Raw genomic sequence first — 24,075 nt, 5'->3', positions numbered from 1 at the left:
GAACGCTCTTACGCATGATCGTGTTCATCAGATGCTCCATTCGGGGGTTGGCACCACACGCCGAAAGGGGGGTTCAGCGGGGCGCAAGCACCGTCTGGCGCTCAACAAACTCGGGGGATCCGGCGCGTGCCGCGCCGGGAAGAATCAGAACCGGCCGTCTGAAAACCACGGGAGTGGCCTGTGTCGCGGGGGCGTGGGGGTCGCCCTTCGCTGGCCGGGACCATGTGTAACGACCGGCGACCCACCATCATTCCGGGCCGGGGCCGGGGGCCTGCGCGCCAGCCCGTCGGGGCGGCGGCGTGGTCGTGCTCGGCCGTACGCAGGGTGTAACGACCCCGGCCCGGCCACGATTCCGCCCCCACGATGCCCCCGGTCACACTCCGAAACCGGACCCACGAGACACCCGCCACCCGGATCCTGTCGAGCTGCCCGCACAGATGGGGCACACGCGCCCCGGCAGGCGATCGAGCCTGGTGTGACGGGTGGTCCCACAGACGGGGCAGCTCGACAGGGCACGTCATCCAACCCACCCGAAGCAGGCCGACAGCGGGTCGACGGGTCGCCACCCCGCAGCCGACCCCACGCCGACATCATCCCGGCGCCAGCGTCCGGGGCCGCTCGGTGTAACACCGGCCGCACCCGTTTCCGCCCGATGCCGATGCCTATGCCGACACCACGCCGACGCCACGCCGACCCCCACGGCCGACGCTCTGCGGACGTACCGCGGCAGCCGTACCGCACAACCGACATCCAGGCACGGACGGCGCGCGACCACCGACGGGGTGTGGCCCGCCGTGCCCGGCGCAGGGATCAAGCCTGACCGCCCGGAGCCGGGCACGGCGGGCCACACCCCCCACACCCCCACATCGGCACGCCCGCAAGGATCAGGCCGGGCGGAGGATGCCGAGGCGTTGGGTGGCGCGGGTGAGGGCGACGTAGAGGTCGCTGCGGCCCCGCGGTGACTCGGCCACGATGCGGTCGGGGTCGACCAGCAGGACGGAGTCGAATTCGAGGCCCTTGGCCTGGGCGACGGTGAGCACCACCACGCGGCTCTCCAGCTCCGGGTGCTCGCCCACGGCCGCCTCCGGCAGGGCGGCGGTGACCGCGCCGCCCAGCTCGTCGACCCGGCCGGCCGGCACGATCACCCCGAGCCGGCCGTCGTCGAGGCCGGCCGCTTCCCGGGTCGTCGCGTCGACCACTTCCGCCGCCAGCCGCTCCGGCGTCACCGCGCGGTCCCACGGCGGCACCCCGCTGGAGCGTACGGAGCGGGGCGGGCGCAGCGCCGGGTCGATCTCGGCGAGCACGTCGGCGGCGACGGCCATGATCTCGGCCGGGGTGCGGTAGCTGACGGTCAGCTCCTCCAGCCGCCAGCGCTGCGCCACGTACGGCTCCAGCGCGTCGGCCCAGGACGGCGTGCCGGCCAGCGCGCCGGTCTGCGCCACGTCGCCGACGATCGTCATCGAGCGGCTCGGGCAGCGGCGCATCAGCAGCCGCCACGCCATCGGCGACAGCTCCTGCGCCTCGTCGACGATCACGTGCCCGAACGCCCAGCTCCGGTCGGCCGCGGCCCGCTGGGCGGTGGTCAGCCGTTCCGCCTCCTCCTGCCGCTCCAGCAGGCGGTCGGCGTCGATCAGGTCGGTCACGCCGAGGATCTCGCCGCCGTCGGCCTCGTCCTCCACGTCGATCGACCGGGAGCCGCGGGCGATCTCCAGTACGCCCTCGGCGTACTCCCGTTGCATGGCCCGGATCCGCTCGCGGCGCGCGGCGGCGGCCCGCTCGTCCTCGCCGAGCAGCTCGGCCGCCTCGTCCAGCAGCGGTACGTCGGCCGGCGTCCAGCCGCCCGCCTCGCGGTGCAGCAGGGCGCGCTCGGCGTCGGTGAGCACGGGCGCGGCGGCGGCGATCCGCTCGGTGTCGGCGTACAGGTCGGCGAGCAGGCGCTGCGGGGTGAGCACCGGCCAGAGCTGGTCCAGGGCGGCCCGCACCTCGGGCTCCTCGCGTAGCTCGCGGCGGATCTCGGCGACGTCGGCCTCCTCCAGCAGGTTCTCCCCGCCCAGCGGGTCCGCGCCGATCCGCTCGGCGACCTGGGCCGCGAGCGCGTGGACGATCTCGACGTCGAAGAGGGCCCTGGCCAGGTTGTGCGGGCGACCGGAGCGGCGGGCCCGGTCCCGGGCGGCGCGGACGGTCTCCGGGTCGAGCCGGAGCACCTCCTGTTGCGGCAGCTCGATCTCCAGCGGCTCGTCGGGCACCCACTGCCGGTCCCGTACGGCGGCGGCCAGCACGTCGGCCATCACCGCCCGGCCTTTCAGCGCGGCGGTCTCGGCGGGCTCGGTGCGTCGGGCGCTGACGCCGGGGAACAGGTCGCCCTGCGTCCGCAGCAGCACGCCCGTCTCGGCGAGCGCCGGCAGCACCTGCGAGATGTAGCGCAGGAACGTGGCGTTCGGGCCGACCAGCAGCACGCCCCGGGTGGAGAGCTGCTGCCGGTGGGTGTAGAGCAGGTACGCCGCGCGGTGCAGCGCCACCGCCGTCTTGCCGGTGCCCGGGCCGCCCTGCACCACGAGGACGCCCGGCAGGTCGGCGCGGATGATGCGGTCCTGCTCGGCCTGGATGGTCTCCACGATGTCGCGCATCCGGCCAGTCCGGCCGGCGTTGAGCGCGGCGAGCAGCGACGCCTCGCCGGTCAGCTCCTCGTGTGCGGTGGGGGAGGCGGTGGCGAGGTCCAGCACCTCGTCGTTGAGCGCGGTCACCTTGCGCTCCCGCGTGCGCAGGTGCCGGCGGCGGCGCACCCCCTGCGGGTTCGCGGCGGTGGCGAGGTAGAAGGCGCGGGCCGCCGGGGCGCGCCAGTCCATCAGCAGTGGGTCGTAGTCGCCGCTGGTGTCGAAGATGCCGATCCGGCCGATGTAGTGGGGGCCGCCCTCGTCGGTGTCGAGGCGGCCGAAGCAGAGGCCGTTCTCCACCGCGGCGAACTGCTCGACCTGATCGGCGTACATCCGCACCGCGCTGTCGCGCTGGGAACGGGCCTGAAGGGTGCCGCCGGTCGCCCGCAGCTCCTCGGTCAGCCGGTGGGACGCCTGCTCACGCAGCCCGTCCAGCCGCCGGTAGAGCATCGAGACGTATTCCTGTTCGCGGCCGATCTCGTCGTCGGACTGCAATTCAGCGGAATCGGCGGAATGCCTTGACAAGCCGTCTCCTAATTGGTTAGTATCTCTCTCGGAACGGCTTTTGGGAGCCGTTCCTTTTGTTGTGCCAACTGAGAAAGATACCGCGCCCCGGCCGTCCGGACCAAGCGCGCCGGACCAAGCGCGCCGGGCCACGTCACGGGCCGTCCCACAGACGAGTCGGGGGCCCGCCTCGTGGCGGACCCCCGATCGCTCGACTCCGCTCAGCCCTTCGCCACCTCGTAGAGCCGCTCCGGGGTCACCGCTCCGGCGATCACCCGGCCGTCGTCGGTGAGCAGCACGCTGAACAGCTTCCCGGTGAGCAGCCGCCCGCTGCCCCAGTCGCCGCTGACCGCGGGCAGCGCGCCGAGCAGCGCCGCCGCCTCGCCGGCCGGCTCCCGGTCGGCACCCGCCGCGGGGGCCTTGCCCGGGCCGCCGGGCGCGCCGGCGCCGTCGAGCCGCGCGACCACCACCGTGCCCCAGCCCTCGCCGACCGTACGCACGTCCGGCCGCTTGCTGTCGCCCGCCCGGTCCTTGCGCGTGGCGGCCGGGCGTTCCCCGACCGTCTCCTCGGTCACCTTCACGCCGGGAGGCGGGTTGAAGGTGAACTGGTCGGCGTCCGGCCGGGCGTACGACACCTCGGTGAAGGCCATCTCGAAGGCCGGCTTGTCGCTGCCGTCGGCGAAGACCTCGAAGCGCAGCGGCACGTGCTCGCGCGCGTCGATGGCGATGCGCACCTGGTGCACCAGCGAGGCGGCGTCGCGCGGCGCGAGCACCAGCTCGTACGCGTCCCGCCCGGCGACCGTGGCGGACCGGCCGACGCTCACCTCGGTGCTCGGGTCGATCGCGGCGAGGGCCCGGTCGGCCGCCTCCTGCGGCGTGGCCGGCAGCTCCGGGGCGGCGGCCACGCCCTCGCCCGCGGGCAGGGTGCGGTGGGTGGCGGCGTTGGCCCGGCTGTCCCAGGTCCACACGTCCCGGCCGTTACGGATGACGTCCCGCTCGCCGAGGGTGTCCAGCAGGGCGATCCGCTGCCGGTCCGGGCCGGAGTGCCAGACGCGCAGCGTGTGCGTGCCGGTCAGCAGACCGGTCAGGTTGTCGCCGCCGACCAGCCCGGCCAGCGGCGGCAGGCCCAGGTCGGCGCGCTGCACGACCGTGCCGGAGAGCCCCTCCAGCCGGGAGGTCTGCAGGTCGACCAGGAGTTGGGCGGCGGTGCGCGGCGGCAGGCTCGGCTCGGCCTGGGCGGCGAACGTGCCGAGTGCGGCGCCGCCGCCGATGACGGTCACGACGGCGGTCGCCGGGACCAGCCACCGCAGGACGGGACGGCTCTTCAGGACGGACATGTGACACCTCCTGATGACATCCTGCCCGTTCGACCCTGTGAGGGTGCTGAGGACGACGGTACGGCCACCCGCGCGGGGGTGGCACCCTTGACTGCGTGCGGGTGCTGGTGGTGGAGGACGAGTCCCGGCTGGCGTCCGCCCTGCAACGGGGGCTGCAGGCCGAGGGGTTCGCGGTGGACGTGGCGCCGACCGGCCCGGCGGGGCTCGACGCGGCGCGGCACGGCGGCTACGACGCGATGATCCTCGACGTGATGCTGCCCGGCCTCTCCGGCTACGAGGTGGTCCGCCGGCTGCGCGCCGAGGAGCACTGGCTGCCGGTCCTCATGCTCTCGGCCAAGGACGGCGAGTACGACCAGGCCGACGGGCTGGACTGCGGTGCCGACGACTACCTCACCAAACCCTTCTCGTACGTCGTGCTGCTGGCCCGGCTGCGGGCCCTGCTGCGTCGCGGCGCGCCCGAACGCCCCACGGTGCTCGCGGTCGGCGACCTGCGGCTAGACCCGGCCCGGCGGCGGGTGACCCGGGCCGACGCCGAGGTCGCGCTGACCGCCCGCGAGTTCGCGCTGCTGGACTACCTGATGCGCCGCCCCGGCGAGGTGGTCTCCAAGATCGAACTGCTGGATCACGTCTGGGACGCCAGCGACGAGACCGCGCCCAACGCCGTCGAGGTCTACGTCGGCTACCTGCGGCGCAAGATCGGCCGTGAACGGCTGGAGACGGTCCGGGGCGCCGGCTACCGGCTCGCCACGTGACGGGCGGAGGAAGGGCCCCGTCCGATCGCCTCCGGTACGGCAGGCGCCCCTTCCCCGCGCCCGGGGTGCGGGGGCTGGGGCGGCGGCTGCGTGCCGCGCTCGGGCTGCGGGGGCGGCTGATGGTGGTCGGGGTCCTCGGCGTCTCGCTGGGGCTGGCCGTCGGCGGGCTGGTCCTGCTCGGCGTACTCGGCTGGTCGCTGCAACGCGCCGTCGACACCGAGGCGTTCCGGACCGCCGACGCCGTGGCGCTGTTGGCCGCCGAGGACGCCCTGCCCGACCCCCTGCCGGTGGCCGGGGGGCAGGTCCGGGTGCAGGTGGTCGACGCGCAGGGACGGGTGCGGGCCGCCTCGATCGGCGCCGATCGGCTCGTGCCGATGGTCCCGCCCGACCGGATCGACGCCGGCGCGCGGCAGCGGCTGACGGTGTCGGGGGAGCGGATCGACCTGGCCGGACCGGTCCGGGTGGTGGCCGTGCCGGCCGGCACCACCGCCGACCCGCTCACCGTCCTGGTGGCCCGCTCGCTGGCGGACGCGCGGCACAGCGGGCACGTCGTGCGGACCATCCTGCTGGTGAGCTTCCCGCTGCTGGTGGCCGTGCTCGCCGCCGTCGCCTGGCGGGTGGTCGGGGCCACCCTGCGCCCGGTGGAGACGCTGCGCCGGGGCGCCGAGGAGATCACCGGGCGCAACGGGGGCGGGCGGCTGCCCGTACCGGCCTCGCAGGACGAGATCCACCGGCTGGCGGTCACCCTCAACGGGATGCTGGGCCGGCTGGAGTCGGCCCGGGACCGGCAACGCGCCTTCGTCGCCGACGCCGCCCACGAGCTGCGCAGCCCACTTGCCAACATCCGTACGGAGCTGGAGGTGGCCCGGCGGCTGGCCGACCGGACGGACTGGACGGCCGTGTCGGCGAACCTGCTCGCCGACACCGAGCGCCTCGGCCGGCTCGTCGACGACCTGCTGCTGCTGGCCCGCCTCGACGAGCGCCCGCCGGCGCGGGCCACCGGGCCGGTCGACCTGGGCGCGCTGCTCGCGTCGGTGGCCGGCCGGTACCCGTCCCCGCCGGTGCGCCTCGACGCGCCGGCGGCGCCGCTGTGGACCGAGGGCGACCCCGACGAGCTGCGCCGGGTCCTGGCCAACCTGGTCGACAACGCGGTGCGGCACGCCCGGGGCGAGGTGGTGCTCGCGGCCCGGCCGGCCGGCCCCGGGGACGCCCCGGCCCGGTCCACCCTCGCCCCGGACGGCGGCGGGCGGCCCGTCGACGGTGGGAGCGGCGGAGCCCGGTCCACCGGCGCGGCGGCGTACCACCTGGTGACGGTGACCGACGACGGGCCCGGGATCCCGGCCGCGGACCGGGAGCGGGTGTTCGGCCGGTTCACCCGGCTCGACGACGCGCGGGCGCGCGACGACGGGGGCGCCGGGCTCGGCCTGGCCATCGTGCGCGAGCTGGTCCGCCGGGCCGGCGGCCGGATCGAGCTGACCGACGCCCGTCCCGGCGGCGACGGCGGCCCGGGGCTGCGGGTGCGCCTGCTGCTGCCGGTCCTGACCGACCCGGAGCGGCCCTGAGGGGACGCGAGCCTCTCGCCCGCGCCACGCCGACGGCAGTTCCAGGGACGCGGCCGGGGTGGACGGGCCGCCCGCCTGGATCCTGCCGACCCGGTCAGCGGCGGCGGGTGCAGACCTCCTGCGCCCGCGCGATCGTGTCGGTGGACCACACGACGGCGACGGTGAAGCAGTAGTCGGTGCTGCGGTTCAGCCCGTAGACGACGAAGTCGGTGGTGCCGGCGGGCAGGTTGGCGAACGCCGTCTGGGCCTGGCCGACCCGGCCGCCGGAGATGACCACCGGGCCCTCGCCGCCGGCGGGGTACGTCCAGCGCAGCGCGACGTTGTCGCGGTTGTCGCGCAGGGTGACGGCGCCCGGCGGGGTGCCGGGGGAGGCGGCCGCCCCCGCCGTCGGCCCGGCCGCGGGCGGGGTGACCGTGGCGGCCGGGGTCGAGGCGGGCGCGCCGGTCGCGGCCGGGGGCGCCGGGTCGTCGTCGCCGTCCATCCCCGCCACCCCGGCGATCACGGCCGCCGTGCCGAGCAGCACCACCGCGACGCCGCCCACGACGAGGGGCAGCAGCCGGTTGTCCCGCCGGGCCGGCGCGCGGTGCACGGGCACCGGCAGCAGCGGCGACGACTCGTACGGCTCGTACGGCTCCTCGGGCGCGCCGTGCGGGCGGACCCGGTGCACCCCGTCGGCCTCCTCGGCGGCACCGGCCAGCGGCACGACCGACGGCGGCACGGCGCTGTCGGCGGGCCGGTCCCCGGCGTCGGGCTCCGGAGGCCACCAGCCCCGCGCCGGGTCCTCCGCCGGCTGCCGGGGATTCGGCACCGGGTGTGGCTGCCCGGCGACCGGCTCGTACGGATCCGGCTCGGCGGGACGGTAGCCCGCCTGCGAGGGGTGGTACGCCGTCGGCGCGTCGCCGGGGGGCGGGGTGCGCGCGGACGGCACGATCGGGCCGTCCGGGCCGACGGGCGCGGTGTCGGCGCAGACATGGTCCGGGCTGGCGGCCGACCGGGCGAGCGTCGCCACCTGCGCCGCCAGCGGATCGTCGGCCGGAAGGTGCTGCCGGCAGAGCTCCCGGGCCAACGCCAGGTTGTCGTGCGCCTCGGCGAACTGCCCGCAGTCGCGCTGCATCGCCCCGAGCCGCGCCAGCATCTTGATGCCGCTGGGGTGCCCGTCGCCGTAGACCTCGCGGTGCAGTTCCCAGGCGTCCTGGAGCCGGTCGCGGGCCACCTGGCACTGGCCGCGCGCGTACTCCACCGTCGCGAGGTCGGCGTGGGCGGCGAGCACCCGCAGCGACTCCGGGCCGTCCAGGGCGGTCAGCTCGATGATCACTTCCTGGTAGAGCCGGGCGGCGCGGGACCAGCTCCCGACCCGGTGCAGCACCGCCGCCAGGGTGGCCGCGGCGGCCACGGTGCGCTGGTCGGAGCGCCCGTGCAGCCTGTTCGTGGCCGCGTACGCGAAGGCGGCCCAGCCCCGGGCGGAGTGCGGTTCGCCGAGGGCGACCAGCACGCGGGCCTGGAGGCTGGCGGCCTCGGCCAGCTCGGGCGTGGCGTTGGCCGGGCGCGGGTCGGCGTCGGTCAGCGCGTCGGCGAGCAGCCGCTGGGCGCCGGCGAGGTCGCCGGTGGACACCAGGTGGTGCGCCTGGTCAGTCAGTTCCCCGAAGCCGGAAGGCACGCCCCATCGTGCTCACCCGACGACGGTAAGTACAAGACCCGGGCCGGAGTGGATTGGTCAGGATCCGGTCAGGTGGTCGACGAGCGCCTCGCTGATCCGGCGCAACTGGTCCACCTGGGCGGGGCTCAGCGCGTCGAACAGGTGCCGGCGTACCCCCTCGACGTGGCCGGGTGCGGCGGCGGCGAGGGTCGCGAAGCCCTCGTCGGTGAGGACGGCGATCTGGCCGCGCCGGTCGGAGGGGCACTCCTCGCGGCGGACCCAGCCGGCCGCCTCCAGCCGGGCCACGGCGTGCGAGAGCCGGCTGCGGGAGGAGCCGCTCGCCTCGGCAAGTTCGCTCATCCGCAGCCGCCGCTCCGGCGCCTCGGAGAGGCGGACCAGGATCTCGTAGTAGGCGTGCGGCATCCCGGCGTCGTGTTGCAGCTCGCGGTCGAGCGTCTCCATCAGCGCGCGGGAGGCGGTCAGGAACGCGCGCCAGGTGCGCTGCTCGTCCGGGTCCAGCCAGCGGGTCATGACACCTATCATACGCCTTGTAGTTGAAGGTTCAACCAAATCGCGCTAGCGTCGGCGACATGGGAATCCACCGTCTCAACCACGCCGTGCTCTACGTCAGTGACCTCGCCCGTAGCGTCGCCTTCTACCGCGACGTGCTGGGCTTCCGGCAGATCCCGATGACCCCGGACGGGTTCCGGGGCGCCGCCTTCCTCCAGGCCCCCGGCTCCACCAACGACCACGACCTCGGCCTGTTCGAGGTCGGCCAGGGCGCCCGCCGCTCCGCCGCCGGCCGCGGCACCGTCGGGCTCTACCACCTGGCCTGGGAGGTCGACACCCTCGACGAGCTGGCCGTCACCGCCGAGCGGCTCGCGGCGGCCGGCGCCCTCGTGGGCACCTCCGACCACGGCACCACCAAGAGCCTCTACGGGCAGGACCCGGACGGCCTGGAGTTCGAGGTCGTCTGGCTGGTGCCCGCCGACCGGCTCGACGACGCCGCCCTGGCCGCCCGCAAGCGGATCGGCCGGCTCGACCTGGCCGCCGAGCGGCGGCGCTACGGCGGCCAGACCCGCGGCGGGGTGGGCGTCTCCGTCCCGGCCTGAGCCGGCCGTCCCGGCGGATCCCCTGCCCGGCCGGCCCCGGGCGAGGCCGCCCTCGGGCCCGGGCGTCGAACCGCCCGGCTCCGTGGAGCGGCGTCCGGCCGGCCGGGGGGAGCGGCGTCCGGCCGGGGGAGCGGCGTCCGGCCGGGGGAGCGGCGTCCGGCCGGGGGAGCGGCGTCCGGCCCGGGCCGTGTGCGGTAGAACGGCAGCATGCCGACCGACGCCGTCCTGCGCGAGCTGCTCGTCCGACACCTGGAGACCTGGCTGCCGGGGGCGCTGCACCGCGCCCGCCGGGTCACCGTCGCCCTGGCGTACGACGACGGCGACGCCGACTCCGCCGAGGCCGCCCTGCGGGTGGTCGCCGAGTACGCCGACCGGCTGCGGGGCCGCCAGCTCACCGTGCTCGTGCTCGCCGCCGGCACCGAGGAACTGCCGGCCCGGCTGGGCGCGGTGGAGGCGGAGCTGCCGGCCGAGGCCACCGTGCACCTGGTGCCCGGCGGGACCGCCCGGCTGCCGGTGGCGCTCAAGGCGGCCGGCGCGACCAGCGGGCCCCTGCTGTCGTACGTGGACGGGCCCGCCGACCCGGCCGTGCTGACCGCCGCTGCGGCCGGCAGGCCGGCCGAGGTGCTGCTCGCCACCGCGCCCGGCGCACCCGCCCGGGACGCCCTCGCCGACGCCGGCTTCCCGCTGGCGACCGAGGTGGAGCTGGTGCCCGCCGACGGCGGGCCCGCACGGCTGCTCGCCTTCGCGACCGGCTCCGACAAGAGCCTGGAGGCGTTCAAGGAGGCGCTCTGGGCGGTCGACGAGTTCGCCGGGGTCCGCTACCGCGACCCGGCCGACCCGGCCGGCCGGCTGCTCGACATCGCGCTGGCCCCCGAGCCCGGGCCGCTGCGCCGGGAACTGCTGGCCGAGCTGGCCCGCTCCGGCCCGCGCACGGTCACCGAGCTGCGCCGGTACGCCCTGACCGCGACCGTCTACCGCTCGGCCGACGCCGTCCGGGCGCTGACCGGGCTGCTCGGGGCGGGGGAGGTGACCCGCGACCCGGAGCACGGCCGGCTCGGCGGCGACGTGGTCGTCACCGGCCCGGACGCGCGGTCGACTCCCTGACCGCGTCGACGGGTTCGCGGCCGGCCCGTTCCACACCGAACCCCTCCGCGCCGGCGCCACACCTGCGCGCCGGCGCCACTCCCCTAGCGGTGGCGGCCCGAACGCCGAGCGGGGCGCCGGTGGAGACCACCGGCACCCCGCGCGACCTCGGGACGTCACGCCCGGGACTTGTCCTGCTTCCAGGACAGCGGGCCCGGCAGGTCGACCCGGTGCGCCCTGGCCCGGGAGTTCCAGGACCAGCGACCGATCTTGATGCTCCAGGACGAGAAGCCGTTCTCGGTGAAGTTCAGGATGATCGGGCCGTACTTCTTGCGCTTGCGGAACATCAGACCCATCGCGGGGCTCCCTTCGATTCCCTGCCCTGACGGAACCGAACATGCCCGGAGCGCCGATTTCCGAAACCCGTCCCGGTCTGTCGTGGACGGTGTCCGCAGTGCCGACAATCCCTATCCATCAGATGGGTGTTACGGGTCGATGAACCCAGGTGCGGATGGGGAGATGGCGAACAAGGCGACCCCGATCTCATCTTATGGAAGGACGTTGACCGGCTGGTGCGCCCGCCGGCAACATGAGGTCATGTCGCAGCGGGACGAGCTTCTCCTCACCGCTCGCGTGCACGTCGACCTGGTCCGGCACGCGAGCGCGCTCTGTTGAGCTGACCGGCACCACCCCGGCCCGGCTCCGCCGCCGCACCTTCGCCCGCCGTCCGCTCGACGCGGAGCGGCCGTGCCTCCCTGCCCCTCGTCGGGCTTTCCTCCACCGCACCGTGGACAGATCAGGAGACTCCCATGGACTCACCCCGTCGTACCCGTCCGCGTGCCCTCTCCGCGGCCCCCGTCACCGCCGTGGGCCGTGTGGCGGCATGAGCACCGACAAGATCTTCTTCGACCGGGTGACGAAGACCTTCCCGGCCCGCGCCGGCCGGCGTGCGTCCCCCGGTGCGGTCACCGCGCTGGACGAGGTCACTCTCGGCGTACGCCCCGGCGAGTTCCTCGTCGTCGTCGGGCCGGGCGGCTGCGGCAAGTCCACCCTGCTCGACCTGCTCGGCGGGCTGTCGCGGCCCACCGGCGGGCAGGTGCTGGTCGACGGCCGGCCGGTCACCGGACCCGGCCTGGACCGCGGGACCGTCGTCCAGCGGTACGCGCTGCTGCCCTGGCGCACCGCCGCCGGCAACGTCGCGTTCGGACTGGAGGCCAAGGGCGTGCCCCGGGCCGAACGCGCCGACCTGGTCGCGCACTACCTGGGACTGGTGGGGCTCACCGGGTTCGCCGACCGCTACCCGCACGAGCTCTCCGGCGGCGTGAAGCAGCGGGTGGCCATCGCCCGCAGCCTCGCGCACGACCCGGACGTCCTGCTGATGGACGAGCCGTTCGCCGCCCTCGACGCGCAGACCCGCGACTCGTTGCAGGACGAGCTGGTGCGGATCTGGGAGCGCACCGGCAAGACGGTCGTGTTCGTCACGCACGGCATCGACGAGGCGGTCCACCTCGGCCGGCGGGTCGCGGTGATGACCTCGCGGCCGGGCCGGATCAAGCAGGTCGTCGACATCGACCTCGGCGACCGCGACGCCGTGGCGGACGTCCGCTCCTCCGACGCCTTCCGCCACCACCGCCACCAGATCTGGACGCTGCTGCGCGACGAGGTCCGCGCCGCGCAGGACGCCCCGGCCCTGGTGCCGGCGTGACCACCGTCGAGCGTCCCCGGGCGGGCGACGCCGACCTCCTGCCGGTGGACCGGGACCTGTACCGGGCGCTGCTGCGCCGGCAGGCCGCGACGGTCACGGTGGTCACCGCCGTCGCCCCGGGCACCGTCGAGCCGGCCTGCCTCGGCGGCCTCGGCGAGCCCGTCCGGGTCGGGTTCACCGCCACGTCGTTCACCTCGGTCTCGCTGGACCCGCCGCTGGTCTCGTTCTGCCTCGGCGTCGCCTCGTCGAGCTGGCCGGTGCTCGCCCGGGCCGAGCACGTCGCCGTGCACCTGCTCGGCGCCGGCCAGCGGGAGGCCGCCCGGGTCTTCGCCACCAGCGGGGTGGACCGGTTCGCCGCGTACCCGCACTGGACGCCGGGGCCGTTCGGGGTGCCGCTGCTGACCGGAGTGCTGGCCCGGCTGCTCTGCCGGATCGTGCACCGGCTGCCGGCCGGCGACCACACCCTCTTCGTCGCCGAGCCGCTCGCCCTCGGCGGCGGCGAGGACGGCGACCCGTTGGTCTACCACCGCGGCGGCTACACCGGCGGTGCCCCGGCGTGACCGGCTCGGCGGCGTCGGGCGTGCAGCCGGCGGGCGACGTCCGCTGGCCGGGCGAGGTCGTCACGGTGGAGCGGATCCCGCGCCGCCGCCCGCGGGGCGCCGCTCGCGCCGGACCGGGCCGCCCGGGACCTGCTGCGGGTGGTGACCACCGGCAGACGCCGGGAGCCCGCCGGGTGTCTCAGGCGGGGGCGCGGTCGACGGCGAGGACGCGGGTGACGCTGCCGTCGTCCTCGGCGATGTCGCGCTCGTGGACGAAGCCGAGCTTGCCCAGCAGCGCCAGCGAGGCGTGGTTGGCGTCGGCGACCGTCGCGTACACCCGGGGCAGGCCGAGGGTGTCGAAGCCGTACCGGACCAGGGTCCGGGCCAGCTCGGTGCCGAGGCCGGCGCCCCAGGCCGGCTTCGCCAGTGCGTAGACGAGCTCGTGGCCGTCGACCTGGTCGGTCCGCTTGATCTCGGCGTGCCCGACGTACCGGCCCTCGCGGCGGACCGCCCAGACGTCGAAGAGGTCGGCCGCGTAGACCTTGGTGAAGACCCGCCCGAACAGGGCGCCGGCCGCCTCGGCCGTCATCGGGCCGTCGCCCATGAACCGGCCCACCTCCAGGTCGGTGAAGAGGGCGACGAAGTCCTCGGCGTCGTCCGGCCCGTAGGGCTCCAGCGACAGCCGGTCGGTGTGCAGGGTGGGGGTGGGCATCAGCGCGGCTCCCAGGCGTCGGGCAGGGCGGTCAACCTACGCACGTGGGCGGGCAGCCGGCCACTGATTATCTCCGCGAGGCTCACCTCGTCGACCACCCGTCGCACGGCCGCCCGCACCGCCACCCAGAGCCCGGGCAGGTTCTCCGCCGCGCCCTCGTAGCTCGTCTCCTCCGGGCGCAGGCCGCGGACCCCGGCCAGCGGACCCTCCACCGCGCGCAGCACCGCGCCGACGGTCACCTCCCGCGGCGGCCGGGCCAGCGTGTAGCCGCCCTCCGCACCGCGCTGCGCCCGGACGACGCCGGCCCGCCGCAGGTCGGCCAGCACCGCCTCCAGGAACTTGCGCGGCATGTCCTGCTCCGCCGCGATGGCCTGGGTGGAGAGCAATCTGGGGTACGCGGTGGCGAGGCTCAGCGCCGCCCGTACCGCGTAGTCGCCGCGCGCGGAGATCTGCACCCCGTCATCATGCCCGGCGGAGCCCGCCGGCCGCGTCGGCGGGCGGACGGGGCCGGACGACCGGACCGGGCGCCGGCTGCTCACGGGCGGCCCGGAACGCGCCCGGGCTCATCCCGACCTCGCGGGTGAAGAACCGCCCGAAGTTCGTCGGCTCGGAGAAGCCCAGCCGCCGCCCGATCTGGGCGACCGGCTCGTCGGTGGCGGCCAGCAGCCGGCTCGCCTGGAGGGCCACCCGTTCGTCGACCACCTGCTTGGCGCTGCGCCCGGTCACCGCCAGGCAGGCCCGGGTGAGCGTCCGCACCGAGCAGCCCAACCGGTCGGCGTAGTCCTCGACCCGGCGGGTGTGCTGGTAGCCGCGCTCGATCTCCCGGCACAGCCGGTGGAAGGTGGCGGCCTCCGCCCGCGGCACCGGACGGGAGCCCTCGGGCAGCAGGGACAGCCGGAGCAGCAACACGGCGAGTTGGTGGCGGAGCAGGCCGCGGGCGGCGGCCAGCCCGTGGTGCCGCTGGCAGTCCACCGCCAGCTGGCTCACCTCGGTGATCACCGCGTCCTCGTCCTCGCCGGCGAGCTGGATCCAGGCCGGGACGGCGTCCGGGTCGACGTCCAGCCCGCGCAGCGCGTCGGCGTCCCAGCGCACCACCGTGGCGTCGAGGTGCGGGCCGGCGCAGCGCAGCACCTGACCGGCGCGCACCCGCAGCAGCGTGCCGGGCCGGCAGGGCAGCGCGCGGAAGTCCAGCTCGGCGGTGCCGTGTCCGCCGGCGGTCAGGATGAGCAGGTCCCGGTCCAGCAGCACCGGACGCCGCCAACCCGGGCCGGACACGAGGTCACCCAGGGTGAGGGTGTCGATCTCGGCTGGGGCGGTGGCAGGGGTGTCGGGCGGCGCGGGGGCGAGCTGACCGGAAGAGACCATCGCCTGCGACGGTAGCCCGGGGCGACGATCATCGCATCCCGAAGACGTCGCGCGGGGGTTGTCCGGGCTGTCGGCGGCGGGCTACGTTACCGAGCGGTAGCGCCGTCCGGTCGCGGCACGCCCGCAGCCGGTCGCACCGGCCGGGCCGACCGCGTTCACCCCCGGCGGCCCCGGCCGACTCGCGATGGGATGGGCATGACGGATCTGTTCTCGGTTGACGGCAAGACGGTCCTGGTCACCGGCGGCTCGCGGGGGATCGGCCTGATGATCGCCCAGGGCTTCGTCCGGGCCGGCGCGCACGTGATCATCTCGTCCCGCAAGGCCGACGTGTGCGAGGCCGTGGCCAAGGAACTCTCCGCCGAGGGGCGCTGCGAGGCCATCCCCGCCGACCTCAGCAGCGACGCGGGCGCCGAGGGCCTCGCCGCCGCGGTCCGGGAGCGCGTCGACCGGCTCGACGTGCTGGTCAACAACGCGGGCGCGACCTGGGGCGCGCCGCTGGAGGCGTACCCGGAGAGCGCGTTCGACAAGCTCTGGGCCGTCAACGTCAAGGCGGTCTTCCGGCTCACCACCGCGCTGCTGCCCGCGCTGCGGGCGTCCGCCAGCCCCGACGACCCGGCCCGCGTGATCAACATCGGCTCCGTCGACGGCATCCGGGTGCCGTTCATGGAGGTGTACGCGTACTCGGCGACCAAGGCCGCCGTGCACATGCTCACCCGCAGCCTCGCCCACCAGCTCGCCGGCGAGCAGATCACGGTCAACGCGATCGCGCCGGGGCCGTTCGAGAGCAAGATGATGGCGTTCGCGCTGGACGACCCCGCGTCCCGGGCCGCCATCGAGGGGCAGGTGCCGCTCGGGCGGATCGGCCGGCCGGAGGACATGGCCGGCACCGCGATCTACCTGTCGTCCCGCGCCGGGGCGTACCTCACCGGCGCGGTGATCCCGGTCGACGGCGGCATCACCACGCACGGCTGAGCCCGGCCCTGGGCGGGAGGGCTGCCCGCGTACCCCCTGGTGGGCCGGGGCCGCGCGGACTCGGCAGATCCGCGCGGCCCCGGATGGTCCGTCTTGCCGGTTTCTCAGCGGCCGGCGAGCAGCCGGTTCACCGCGGTGTCGACGTCCAGGTGCTCGGCCTCGCGGCCGCGCGGGACGACGACGTAGGTTCGCCGCAGGAAGCGCACCAGGACGCTACGCGGCACCTCGAAGAGGGCGTTGCCGTCGGGCGACGACAGCGCCAGGGCGACGAAGTCCCCGCGCGGGGTGGCCCAGGGCCAGACCCGCACGTCGCCGATGCCGGCCGGCTCGTCGAGGCCGGTGACCAGCAGCTCCCGGGCGAAGGACCAACTGACCGCCTCGCCACCGGCCGATTCGGCGTGGAACAGGACATGGACCGCATACGGATCAGCAGGGTCGTAACGCAGACTGGCACGCACCGGCAAGGCCGTGGCGTCAGGTGCGACGAGCCTTAGCGACGTCTCGACCTCTACGGTCGTCGGTCGGATGACACTCATGGACGATCTCCCCCCGGCACCGCTGCGGAACGCGCGTGTCCCGCTTTTCCCATACTCAGGTGCTACTCCTGGCTACGCTCCGCCATACGCTGACTTCACCCAGTGGTGGGAAGGGGGTCGGAAAGTCCGCGTGAATGTGAGGATTCATGTAGGGTTTTCCGGTTCTGCCCAGTGCGTGATCCCGCCCGGCATCGGGTGGTTCAGTCGTCGACTTACTCCGGTAACGTCCAGTCGACCGTTGCAGTGACGGGCGCGCGCCACACTGGGGGAGGAAATGGTCACGAAACGATCCTCAGTGGATCCGATGGCCGCGCCGGGCGGGCCGAAAGTCGCGGTCCGGGCAGCCGAAAAGCGGGGGTACAGGGTGCCGATGGAGCAGCAGGGCCCGTCAGGTCGGGCGCCGGCCGACCGGGGTGGCCCCAACGGAACGGCGCTGGCCGAGCGGCGGCCCCGTCCGCGCTGGCGGCAGCGGCTCGCCACCACCCTCGACCTGATCCGGGCCAACCCGACCGGCCGGGTCGCCCTCAAGATCTTCATCTCCATCGCCGGCGCACTCGTGGTGACCATCGGCATCGCCCTCATCCCGCTGCCCGGGCCGGGCTGGCTGCTGGTGATCGCCGGCCTCGGCATCTGGGCCGTCGAGTTCCACTGGGCTCGCCGGCTGCTCGGCTTCACCCGCCGACACGTGCACAACTGGACGCAGTGGGTGAAGGACCAGTCGCTGGCCGTACGCTTCGTGCTCGGCAGCGTCGGCCTGGTCTTCGTCGGCACGGTGGTCTGGCTGTCGCTGAAGTACAGCTTCGGCATCGACGTGATCGCCGAGGCCCTGCACTACCTCGCGACGAACTGACGTGCCGCGGCGGCGACCCCGACGTGCCGTGGCACGGGCGGCGGTCGAGACCCCGGCGACGCGCGGACCCCGGATTTCCGGTCCGGTCCCTCGATCAGGTAGAGTCATCGTCGCTGAGGGCGATTAGCTCAGCGGGAGAGCGCTTCGTTCACACCGAAGAGGTCACTGGTTCGATCCCAGTATCGCCCACCATGAATAAGGCAAGCTCAAGGCCCCTCGATCGAGGGGCCTTGACTCGCATCTGAGGTCAGTCGTTGCTCGGAGGCAGCGAGAAGGCAGCAAAGGACTTCAGCACCCGGCAGTCGCGCTCAGCCGTCGAGTGCGTGTAGCGGTTCAACGTCGTCGACGTCTGCTCGTGCCCCATCACCTTCGCCACGTCGTTGATCGGTACGCCGTCGGAGACCAGCCAGGTCGCGTACGAGTGCCGCAGGTCATGGAAGCGCAGTGCCACCGGTAGGCCAGCACGTTGCAGGGAGGGCTTCCAGACACGACTTCGGAAGGTGCCGCGACGGATCAGCTCATCGACCCGTGATCGTTCCTTCGGAACGAAGAGGTCAGACGCGCCGCAGGTCGAGAGCCCGTGAGGGTCGGAACCACGTCAGCCAGTAAGCGCGCGCCGGGCAGGATACTTCGAGCGATGCGGACTGGTCGGCATCCAGATGTAGGGAGAAGGGCTCGCTACGGGTCCAGTCCAGGGCTGCTTGGACCACATGCTGACCCTCGCCGACGCTGATCCTGGCTGACTGTCCTGGCCGCAGTCCGACAGTTCTGTGCCGTCTACCTTCACCCAGACCCGCCTGAGCAGGGCGAAGGAGTCATGCGGTCGACTGAGGAACAGCTCTGCCATCGGCCCTCGGCTCTCACCCGTTGTTGCGCACCAGGATGGCATGGGCGCGCCGAAACACCCAACGGTGGGCTACGCCTGCAGGAAGGTGCAACAGGGCGGCCGGCGGAGGCGAGGTCGAGGACCAGCGTGGGTGACAATCTGGGTGACGACCGCGACGGACACCAACGGACGAGCATGGATGCCGGCGGATCGTCCTTGCAGCTCAGCCCTCGTTGAATGGCAGCTCATGGGCCTGTGTTGGTTGCCTGGGGGTCAAGGAGTATCCCGGGGTACACATGGGGCACCAGACAGCGTGAAACGTCGGCAACCAACAAAGAACGACGTGAGCCCAGGAGCGGGCGTGACCAGCTTGCCGCAGGTCACGCTAGGGCCGTCCTGAGTTCCGCTTCAACGTCTGAGTCCGTCCCGGCGATGCAGCCGCCGCGCGGTGAGGCGGGTGGCTGCGGCTGGTCTGCTTCAAATCTGCTTCACCACGGGGCCGCAGCTCAGGCTGTCCGGCTTGGGTGCGGGCAAGGTTATCAGGTGGCTGATCGATGCCAGTAGCAGCCCGAGGACCAGGCCGGTGAAGGCTATCGAGAGATCGGTGTCGGCGGCGTTGATCGGTGGATTGTCCGCCAGGGAGGTCATCGCGCTGCCGACCGCCGATCCTGAGATGTAGAGAATGATCATTGCCGGAGGCAGAGCCACACAGCAGGCGACCGCGACGGGGAGCAGCCGGATCAGGGGGACCTCCCGGGCTGCGGCCACGGCGAGCGTGGCGGCGACAGGCATGCCAATCAGGCCGACAGGCCGAAGCGGTCCGTGGCTGGCGGCGAGCCAAGCGGCCAGCGCGGCCACCACAACGAAGGCGCCCACCCGCCGGGTGCGGACAGTGGTGAGCTGAACCGCGACGAGGCCGATCGTGGTAGCGATGAACATCGCTACCAATCCTGCTTTGAGCATCGAGAGCGCGTTTTCGACCTGGACCTGGGCCGGGTTCGTCACCGGCTCGTCCCAGGGGGTCGTGACCACCATCGTGGCAGCCGCGAGTGCCGCGGTGACGGCAGCGGACAGATGCCGGGCGAGAGGAGGTCCGCCTTGACCCGCCGAAACCCTGGTAGCGACGACGGCGGTTGTCGAGAACATGGCGATACCACTGGCTGCGAGCAAGGTTGCGGTAGAGCCGCCGGCCACGTCGATTCGGTCCAGCCATATGTCCACGCCGAGCCAGCCGGTCATCCCGATCGCGCCGGCGACGACGCCGCGAACGTTCGCGCGGCAGAGTAGGATCACTCCACCCAAGGCCAGCAAGATCGCCAACTGGCGGATGTCACGAGGCCAGTAGGTGTTGTTACTGCCTACCTCCGGAAACATCTGCCCGGTGCTGCCGTCGGTCCAGAAGCCATCGGGCTGCATAAGCGGCTGATAGATCGCCGTGGCCAGCGCCCAGATCACCGCTCCAGTGACACCCGACAGCGCACCCACCATGATCTGCCAGCTTTTCTGCATGTCGCATCTTCTCGTTCGCCCGCCGCGCTAGGGAAGTACCCGCTGTGCAGCGGCCCTGTGTCGGCGTCATCGAGCCAGGAGGCGAATTGGTAGGCCCATCGGTCGAACCAGGCCGCGCTGCCGTGTGGAGTGACCTGGCGCGCATGGTCGGCTCGCAGTGGGGGAAGCGGCGAGACGTAGTCCCCGGTCCGGTACACGTGCACGCCATAGTTCCAGCGGTGCACCTTCCCGAGAAGGACCAGGCCCTGTTGACGTGGCAGCATGCGCCCGCCAGACGCGATCTCAAGCCGCAGATCAGGCATGGCGCGGCCGGTGACGACCAGCCCAAGGCCGCCCTCGGCCGCGTACAGCTTGACCCGGTGCACCGATCAAGCTCAGGGAGCCGCTTCCCGACGTGGGCAGCGAAGCCTCTACCCGCAGTGAATGTCTTGAGGTGCGGCCGAGGGTCATCCGGGGTTGCGATCCGCCTGGGCTTCCTTCCCCGACGCCACGTCGATCGACGCGCCATGAAGCGGCCGGTGGCACGGCAGGACCATGCGATGTGGTCAACGTGGCATGGCTGTGGCGTGCTCGCCAGCGAGCTCGTACAGGCGCTCGGGGCTGCCCAGCGGGCGGATTCCCCCACGGCCTACGGAGACGTCCCTCGAGTCCAGCGTGGCGGTGGCCTGGAGCGAGGGCACGTCGCGGCCGGCACGGTCAACCAGAACGAGCGCGGTGGCGATGAAGCCTACCAGCAAGGACCTGAGGATCGGATGGCTTGAGGACGTGTACTGCGCGACCAGGGCATCGACGAAGCCGACGAACGCGTCGGGGTTGATGTCATACTCGTCGGCGCGCATGGGGCCGATCCCGGTCGGCACGCCAACCAGGCCAGCGACCGCCTCGCTGGTACGGACGAACAACGCGGCCACGCGGTTGGAAGGGTTCCACAGGACGAGGTCGCCCACCTGAAAGTACTGACTCACCTCGCCATGATCACGGATAGGCACCCGCTCACCCAAGCCTCCAGGTGCCCGCATCTCCACCGCCAGCGGTCGCGTTAATCAGAATCGGGCATACGCTTCTGTCGAGATCAGTGCATCAGGGGCCGACGGCTCGGGCGAGCGCAGTCGGGTGAGAGGCGAAGAGCTTCCTCTCCCTAAATAGACCAAAAGTGGACGTCAAGAACAAGACTGTTTCTTTTGCGATCGGCGGTGCAGTCTCGACTCCATGCAATGGACGTACGACGGGACAATTCGTAACGCGCTCTGGATCGGCGGCGGACAGTGGGCTGGCAAAACCACGGTCGGCGCCATCCTCACCGGCCGGTACGGCCTGACCCATTACCACTGCGACTATCATGACTCCCGTACCCACGAGGATCGCCGGATCGCCGCGAGGGCCTGGCGCGGGCAACCGCCGACGGACTGGTCGGAGTACTGGACCAAGCTTTCGCCCCGTGAGATGGCGGACCGCGCGCTCGACAACTCCGCCGAACAATTCCCCTGGGTGCTGGACGACCTGCGCGCCTTGGTTTCCCCGCACCCGATCCTGGTCGACGGTTGGAACTTGCGGCCCGATCTGGTCGTCACCGTGGCCGGCGACCTACGTCGCGTGATCGTGCTGGTTCCCACCGATGAGTGGCGCCGGCACCAGGCTGCGACCCTACCCCGGGCCGCTGCGTTCGGTGCGGACCTGCCCGATCCCGCACGAGCGCAGCGCAACCGCCTGGAACGTGACCGAATCCTCGCCGCGGACGCCGTCCAGCGGGCCAGGGCCTTGGGCATTCGCGTGATCGAGGTGAACGGCGCCCAGGATGCCGAGTCCATCGCTGACGAGGTAGCCGCCCACTTCAGTTCAGTGATGACTGTCTAATCAGTCCTGGATCTCATCAAGGCGTCATATGGCCTCGAAATCGCGGGCTGGGCGCAGGCAGGCCACCCAGACCCTCCAGGTGGAGGAGCGCACATCTGGCCGCGAATCGTGCGTCAGGCGGCCAGCATGTCGGTGTGTGGAGTGTGGTCAGATCTGGTGCTCGACCCGATGCCGCAGGTACTCGTCTGGATGGGTGCGGGCGATGCGAATCGCCTCGGCCACCGTCTCGTGCAGATCCTCGGGGTACTGCTGCCTACCGAGGTCGAGCCCCGGAAGAATGCACCGGCGGACATCCAGGTCCTCGTTGGTGACGAACACGCGTAAGGCGGTTTCGTGCCACTCCTGGCGGAGGTCGGCGAACGCGTCGTACTCGGCCTTGCTCTCAGCCGTAGAGGAGCGGGAGCCGGCGAGGTAGGTAAGGGGAACCTGCGTCCAGTACCAGGCTCGCGCTGCGCCGGCCCGTTCAGGGTTGGTGCCCGTCCAAAGATGTTCGAGCAACGCCAACTGCACACGCCTGCGGCCGAAGGCGGCAAGAGCCGGTTCGACGAGCTGCCGGTTGAAACTCGGATCCGGCTCGAGGACCGCAGCGCGCACCAGCGGTTCGAACCACTCCTCCCGTACCGGCCGAGGGCGTATCGCTTGCGCAATCACTCGCCGCGCCTCGTGCCGCCACCTCTGCCGCGAACGCCGGGTGTCGGTCGTCACCAGCGGGCGCTCCGCGCCGAGCAGGTCGATCAGCTCCCTCAGGCAGCGCTCGTACGTCGTCGAGGTGTCCTCAGTGCGTCCGGGCAGCGGAGCGTACAACTGCGGCGCCTCGGCCGGGTCCGGCGACGGAGTGCTGGCCGGTTCGTCCCCGGTCTCCATGAGGCGTCACCTTATCCAGCGATTGACGGGAGACCCCCACGGCCGAACGTAGGGATCAAACGGAGCAGGTGTTGAACCGTTTGCTTCACGAACCGGGGGCCTTTCGATGTCGAGGAACCCTCTTCTGCCGCAGACGACGTGCGGCGTCCGGCGACGCGACCGTCACCGTGAGAGCGAAGAGTCGCTCAGGAGCATCTTGAAGGCGGGCTCCTGCCGCGAAGGCCGCCAGCCGGTGGCCACCGCCTGACGGACGCCTACAGCCACCGTTCCGGCCATCACTGGCGGGCTCGACAGTCCGATCCAGTTGCCGGGGTGGGCGCAGGGCGGCGATACGACCAACAGGGCGCAGGCTGCTCCGCCTGCTCGACAACGAAGCTCAGCGGTGACCAGCCATTGGCTTGGCAGTAGGTGTCGGTCTGCGCCGAACTGCCCAGCGGAAGGTAGCGCGCCTTCTACGGTGATCCGTCGGGAACCCTTGGTAGCCAGCGTCATTCGTGCCCTGCCGCTTTCGACCACCACATAGGCGAGCACCGTAGCGAGTACCCGACACGACCGCTATCGAGTTGGGTCCGCGCGGACCTGCCGCCGAGCGAGCGTGGCGTGCGTCGACGGAGCACATCCGACTCTGCCGATGACAGCGCGTCCGGGCCTTGCGCTGGCAGATGGCCGCTCAGCGCCGCTTGTACACCAAGCGAACCTTACCGTCCTGAACCGCGTAGTCCGTGAGCCTCAGTTCGAGGGTCGGACGTTCACCGGCGATGCGGCTGTCCGTGCTTCGTCGCGGCGAGGCAGCCGGTCAGGCTCAGGCAGAGAGCGAACCAAGGCCGCCAAGTCGCCATGCACGAGGGGAAGGCCGCCCAGCTCGCTGATCCCGACCCATGCGATGTGGTCGTGCTCGTCAGGTGCACGGTTGGTCGGAGAGCCAACCCAGTCTCCAACATGCCAGACGCCCACGTGAACGGCGTTCTCACCACTGCCGGCATGCAAGTCGCCCAACCGTGAAGAGGACTCCGCCACAATGTGCACACCGATTTCCTCGCGCATCTCACGCGCGAGGGCTTGTAGTTCCGACTCACCCGCTTCGACATGCCCCCCGGGCAGATCCCAGAGATCTGGGTATGCCCGGCGGGTCGGGCTGCGGTGTACTAGCAGGACCGCGCCGTTTTCAACGAGTGCGCCTGTGACGACGACATGCATGACGGGATTAGAGCACAGGTATAGGACAAGCTCGCTCCAGCCAAAGGGGACGCGCAGACGTCCGGATCTGCCGTGGACAGGTCATCGCAGTGCCGAGACCCGAGGGGGCGGGAGTTGTTGACCACCAGACGTCGGTCGGTCGCCATGCTGCGCATGCCCCATCAGTCAGCTGAGCCAAACACCTGCGCAGTCCGGATGCCCGCTCGGCAATGGCGGAGGGTCGACCGCGTCCTCGACAACGTGGTTAACGTCGAGGCCGAGAATGGTGACCCGCACGGTCTCGTGGAGATCGGAGTCCAGATTCTTCGAGAAGGCTGGCGCCAGATCTCTGGTTGGACGCCTGAAACAACAGGCTTCACCGACTGGCCTTACGACGATCAAGAGGTGACCGTGTCGCTGACCGGCGCACAATGAGCCTTTTCCAAGCTGATCGCGCAGCTCAGGGTAGGTGCGGTGAGCCCGGAGATCGATGAGGGCGAGGCTCCAGGTAAGACAGCAGTCGACCA

24 protein-coding genes and 1 tRNA gene are annotated in these 24,075 nt (G+C 72.6%); 11 read left to right on the top strand and 14 right to left on the bottom strand.

What is annotated here, in order from left to right; genetic code table 11:
* Positions 1-884: 884 nt before the first annotated feature.
* A complete protein-coding gene (locus ACZ6O2_RS34255) occupies positions 885-3,104 on the bottom strand; it encodes a HelD family protein (protein ID WP_466025894.1) in 2,220 nt (739 codons plus the stop codon).
* 275 nt (positions 3,105-3,379) lie between these two features.
* Positions 3,380-4,495 carry a LolA family protein gene (locus ACZ6O2_RS34250; protein WP_466025890.1) on the bottom strand — a complete coding sequence of 372 codons (1,116 nt, stop codon included), beginning with the start codon at positions 4,493-4,495 and terminating at the stop codon, positions 3,380-3,382.
* 95 nt (positions 4,496-4,590) lie between these two features.
* Here ACZ6O2_RS34250 and ACZ6O2_RS34245 point away from each other — a divergent pair, with 95 nt between their 5' ends.
* Together ACZ6O2_RS34245 and ACZ6O2_RS34240 are read left to right on the top strand one after the other, a co-directional pair.
* Positions 4,591-5,247, top strand: coding sequence for a response regulator transcription factor (locus tag ACZ6O2_RS34245; protein WP_350706676.1), 657 nt, complete (start codon positions 4,591-4,593; stop codon positions 5,245-5,247).
* A 119-nt stretch (positions 5,248-5,366) separates the two neighbouring features.
* Complete coding sequence (locus tag ACZ6O2_RS34240; protein ID WP_466025893.1) at positions 5,367-6,809, top strand: ATP-binding protein; 1,443 nt, start codon at positions 5,367-5,369, stop codon at positions 6,807-6,809.
* Positions 6,810-6,903: 94 nt separating this feature from the next.
* Here the strand turns inward: ACZ6O2_RS34240 and ACZ6O2_RS34235 are convergent, their stop codons facing one another.
* A complete protein-coding gene (locus ACZ6O2_RS34235) occupies positions 6,904-8,466 on the bottom strand; it encodes a fibronectin type III domain-containing protein (RefSeq protein ID WP_466025889.1) in 1,563 nt (520 codons plus the stop codon).
* Positions 8,467-8,523: 57 nt separating this feature from the next.
* A complete protein-coding gene (locus ACZ6O2_RS34230) occupies positions 8,524-8,988 on the bottom strand; it encodes a MarR family winged helix-turn-helix transcriptional regulator (RefSeq protein ID WP_466025888.1) in 465 nt (154 codons plus the stop codon).
* A gap of 47 nt (positions 8,989-9,035) precedes the next feature.
* Here ACZ6O2_RS34230 and ACZ6O2_RS34225 point away from each other — a divergent pair, with 47 nt between their 5' ends.
* Both ACZ6O2_RS34225 and ACZ6O2_RS34220 read left to right on the top strand, forming a co-directional pair.
* Entirely contained in the window at positions 9,036-9,557 is a 522-nt protein-coding gene (locus tag ACZ6O2_RS34225) for a VOC family protein (protein WP_350706671.1), read from the top strand.
* Between the two features lie 207 nt (positions 9,558-9,764).
* On the top strand, positions 9,765-10,661 hold the full coding sequence (locus ACZ6O2_RS34220; protein ID WP_466025887.1) for a hypothetical protein: 897 nt from the start codon (positions 9,765-9,767) through the stop codon (positions 10,659-10,661).
* 155 nt (positions 10,662-10,816) lie between these two features.
* On the opposite strand, the gene ACZ6O2_RS34215 is transcribed toward ACZ6O2_RS34220, so the two are convergent.
* Positions 10,817-10,996 carry a DUF4236 domain-containing protein gene (locus ACZ6O2_RS34215; RefSeq protein WP_350706667.1) on the bottom strand — a complete coding sequence of 60 codons (180 nt, stop codon included), beginning with the start codon at positions 10,994-10,996 and terminating at the stop codon, positions 10,817-10,819.
* 527 nt (positions 10,997-11,523) lie between these two features.
* On the opposite strand from ACZ6O2_RS34215, the gene ACZ6O2_RS34210 reads away from it, so the two are divergent.
* Positions 11,524-12,345: an ABC transporter ATP-binding protein gene (locus ACZ6O2_RS34210; protein ID WP_466025886.1), complete on the top strand. Its 822-nt coding sequence runs from the start codon at positions 11,524-11,526 to the stop codon at positions 12,343-12,345.
* Complete coding sequence (locus ACZ6O2_RS34205) at positions 12,342-12,905, top strand: flavin reductase family protein (RefSeq protein WP_350706663.1); 564 nt, start codon at positions 12,342-12,344, stop codon at positions 12,903-12,905. Before ACZ6O2_RS34210 ends, ACZ6O2_RS34205 begins: the two co-directional genes overlap by 4 nt.
* A 178-nt stretch (positions 12,906-13,083) precedes the next feature.
* Here ACZ6O2_RS34205 and ACZ6O2_RS34200 read toward each other — a convergent pair whose 3' ends face one another.
* The 3 genes from ACZ6O2_RS34200 to ACZ6O2_RS34190 are packed head-to-tail and all read right to left on the bottom strand — an operon-like array spanning position 13,084 to position 14,961.
* Entirely contained in the window at positions 13,084-13,596 is a 513-nt protein-coding gene (locus ACZ6O2_RS34200) for a GNAT family N-acetyltransferase (RefSeq protein ID WP_466025885.1), read from the bottom strand.
* Positions 13,596-14,051 (bottom strand): RrF2 family transcriptional regulator, encoded by a 456-nt coding sequence (locus ACZ6O2_RS34195; protein ID WP_357451554.1) that lies wholly within the window; start codon positions 14,049-14,051, stop codon positions 13,596-13,598. The genes ACZ6O2_RS34200 and ACZ6O2_RS34195 overlap by 1 nt, the downstream gene beginning before the upstream one ends.
* Positions 14,052-14,058: 7 nt before the next feature.
* Positions 14,059-14,961, bottom strand: a complete 903-nt coding sequence (locus ACZ6O2_RS34190; RefSeq protein ID WP_466025884.1) for a helix-turn-helix transcriptional regulator — start codon at positions 14,959-14,961, stop codon at positions 14,059-14,061.
* Positions 14,962-15,156: 195 nt separating this feature from the next.
* Here ACZ6O2_RS34190 and ACZ6O2_RS34185 point away from each other — a divergent pair, with 195 nt between their 5' ends.
* Positions 15,157-15,933: an SDR family oxidoreductase gene (locus tag ACZ6O2_RS34185; RefSeq protein WP_350706655.1), complete on the top strand. Its 777-nt coding sequence runs from the start codon at positions 15,157-15,159 to the stop codon at positions 15,931-15,933.
* A gap of 104 nt (positions 15,934-16,037) precedes the next feature.
* Here ACZ6O2_RS34185 and ACZ6O2_RS34180 read toward each other — a convergent pair whose 3' ends face one another.
* Positions 16,038-16,469, bottom strand: a complete 432-nt coding sequence (locus ACZ6O2_RS34180) for an SsgA family sporulation/cell division regulator (RefSeq protein WP_007457244.1) — start codon at positions 16,467-16,469, stop codon at positions 16,038-16,040.
* 304 nt (positions 16,470-16,773) lie between these two features.
* On the opposite strand from ACZ6O2_RS34180, the gene ACZ6O2_RS34175 reads away from it, so the two are divergent.
* Positions 16,774-17,319 (top strand): TIGR02611 family protein, encoded by a 546-nt coding sequence (locus ACZ6O2_RS34175; RefSeq protein ID WP_466025892.1) that lies wholly within the window; start codon positions 16,774-16,776, stop codon positions 17,317-17,319.
* A 117-nt stretch (positions 17,320-17,436) separates the two neighbouring features.
* A tRNA-Val gene (locus ACZ6O2_RS34170) sits at positions 17,437-17,511 on the top strand.
* Positions 17,512-17,566: 55 nt separating this feature from the next.
* Here ACZ6O2_RS34170 and ACZ6O2_RS34165 read toward each other — a convergent pair.
* The 3 genes from ACZ6O2_RS34165 to ACZ6O2_RS34155 all read right to left on the bottom strand — a co-directional run bounded on the left by ACZ6O2_RS34165 (position 17,567) and on the right by ACZ6O2_RS34155 (position 20,619).
* Complete coding sequence (locus ACZ6O2_RS34165) at positions 17,567-17,833, bottom strand: tyrosine-type recombinase/integrase (protein WP_466025891.1); 267 nt, start codon at positions 17,831-17,833, stop codon at positions 17,567-17,569.
* 789 nt (positions 17,834-18,622) lie between these two features.
* Entirely contained in the window at positions 18,623-19,654 is a 1,032-nt protein-coding gene (locus tag ACZ6O2_RS34160; protein WP_466025883.1) for a hypothetical protein, read from the bottom strand.
* Positions 19,655-20,199: 545 nt separating this feature from the next.
* Positions 20,200-20,619 carry a DUF6086 family protein gene (locus ACZ6O2_RS34155; protein WP_466025882.1) on the bottom strand — a complete coding sequence of 140 codons (420 nt, stop codon included), beginning with the start codon at positions 20,617-20,619 and terminating at the stop codon, positions 20,200-20,202.
* A 244-nt stretch (positions 20,620-20,863) separates the two neighbouring features.
* On the opposite strand from ACZ6O2_RS34155, the gene ACZ6O2_RS34150 reads away from it, so the two are divergent.
* Positions 20,864-21,508 carry a hypothetical protein gene (locus ACZ6O2_RS34150; protein ID WP_466025881.1) on the top strand — a complete coding sequence of 215 codons (645 nt, stop codon included), beginning with the start codon at positions 20,864-20,866 and terminating at the stop codon, positions 21,506-21,508.
* A gap of 147 nt (positions 21,509-21,655) precedes the next feature.
* Here the strand turns inward: ACZ6O2_RS34150 and ACZ6O2_RS34145 are convergent, their stop codons facing one another.
* Positions 21,656-22,372 carry a hypothetical protein gene (locus ACZ6O2_RS34145; protein WP_466025880.1) on the bottom strand — a complete coding sequence of 239 codons (717 nt, stop codon included), beginning with the start codon at positions 22,370-22,372 and terminating at the stop codon, positions 21,656-21,658.
* A 729-nt stretch (positions 22,373-23,101) separates the two neighbouring features.
* The gene (locus tag ACZ6O2_RS34140) at positions 23,102-23,569 is read right to left on the bottom strand and encodes an NUDIX domain-containing protein (RefSeq protein WP_466025879.1); all 468 of its coding nucleotides are present in this window, start codon (positions 23,567-23,569) and stop codon (positions 23,102-23,104) included.
* Positions 23,570-23,809: 240 nt separating this feature from the next.
* On the opposite strand from ACZ6O2_RS34140, the gene ACZ6O2_RS34135 reads away from it, so the two are divergent.
* The gene (locus ACZ6O2_RS34135) at positions 23,810-23,983 is read left to right on the top strand and encodes a hypothetical protein (protein WP_466025878.1); all 174 of its coding nucleotides are present in this window, start codon (positions 23,810-23,812) and stop codon (positions 23,981-23,983) included.
* Positions 23,984-24,075: the final 92 nt, after the last annotated feature.

The organism is Micromonospora sp. NPDC048040 (assembly GCF_055587185.1).
Note: the sequence above shows the minus strand (reverse complement) of the source record. Positions and strands in the feature narration are given on the sequence as shown.

Coding starts and splice junctions, on each gene's coding strand:
- ACZ6O2_RS34150 (WP_466025881.1), top strand. CDS start 20,864: ATGCAATGGACGTACGACGGGACAATTCGTAACGCGCTCTGGATCGGC.
- ACZ6O2_RS34180 (WP_007457244.1), bottom strand. CDS start 16,469: ATGAGTGTCATCCGACCGACGACCGTAGAGGTCGAGACGTCGCTAAGG.
- ACZ6O2_RS34145 (WP_466025880.1), bottom strand. CDS start 22,372: ATGGAGACCGGGGACGAACCGGCCAGCACTCCGTCGCCGGACCCGGCC.
- ACZ6O2_RS34210 (WP_466025886.1), top strand. CDS start 11,524: ATGAGCACCGACAAGATCTTCTTCGACCGGGTGACGAAGACCTTCCCG.
- ACZ6O2_RS34225 (WP_350706671.1), top strand. CDS start 9,036: ATGGGAATCCACCGTCTCAACCACGCCGTGCTCTACGTCAGTGACCTC.
- ACZ6O2_RS34230 (WP_466025888.1), bottom strand. CDS start 8,988: ATGATAGGTGTCATGACCCGCTGGCTGGACCCGGACGAGCAGCGCACC.
- ACZ6O2_RS34215 (WP_350706667.1), bottom strand. CDS start 10,996: ATGGGTCTGATGTTCCGCAAGCGCAAGAAGTACGGCCCGATCATCCTG.
- ACZ6O2_RS34200 (WP_466025885.1), bottom strand. CDS start 13,596: ATGCCCACCCCCACCCTGCACACCGACCGGCTGTCGCTGGAGCCCTAC.
- ACZ6O2_RS34185 (WP_350706655.1), top strand. CDS start 15,157: ATGACGGATCTGTTCTCGGTTGACGGCAAGACGGTCCTGGTCACCGGC.
- ACZ6O2_RS34255 (WP_466025894.1), bottom strand. CDS start 3,104: ATGCTCTACCGGCGGCTGGACGGGCTGCGTGAGCAGGCGTCCCACCGG.
- ACZ6O2_RS34250 (WP_466025890.1), bottom strand. CDS start 4,495: ATGTCCGTCCTGAAGAGCCGTCCCGTCCTGCGGTGGCTGGTCCCGGCG.
- ACZ6O2_RS34190 (WP_466025884.1), bottom strand. CDS start 14,961: ATGGTCTCTTCCGGTCAGCTCGCCCCCGCGCCGCCCGACACCCCTGCC.
- ACZ6O2_RS34220 (WP_466025887.1), top strand. CDS start 9,765: ATGCCGACCGACGCCGTCCTGCGCGAGCTGCTCGTCCGACACCTGGAG.
- ACZ6O2_RS34140 (WP_466025879.1), bottom strand. CDS start 23,569: ATGCATGTCGTCGTCACAGGCGCACTCGTTGAAAACGGCGCGGTCCTG.
- ACZ6O2_RS34175 (WP_466025892.1), top strand. CDS start 16,774: ATGGCCGCGCCGGGCGGGCCGAAAGTCGCGGTCCGGGCAGCCGAAAAG.
- ACZ6O2_RS34160 (WP_466025883.1), bottom strand. CDS start 19,654: ATGCAGAAAAGCTGGCAGATCATGGTGGGTGCGCTGTCGGGTGTCACT.
- ACZ6O2_RS34240 (WP_466025893.1), top strand. CDS start 5,367: ATGGTGGTCGGGGTCCTCGGCGTCTCGCTGGGGCTGGCCGTCGGCGGG.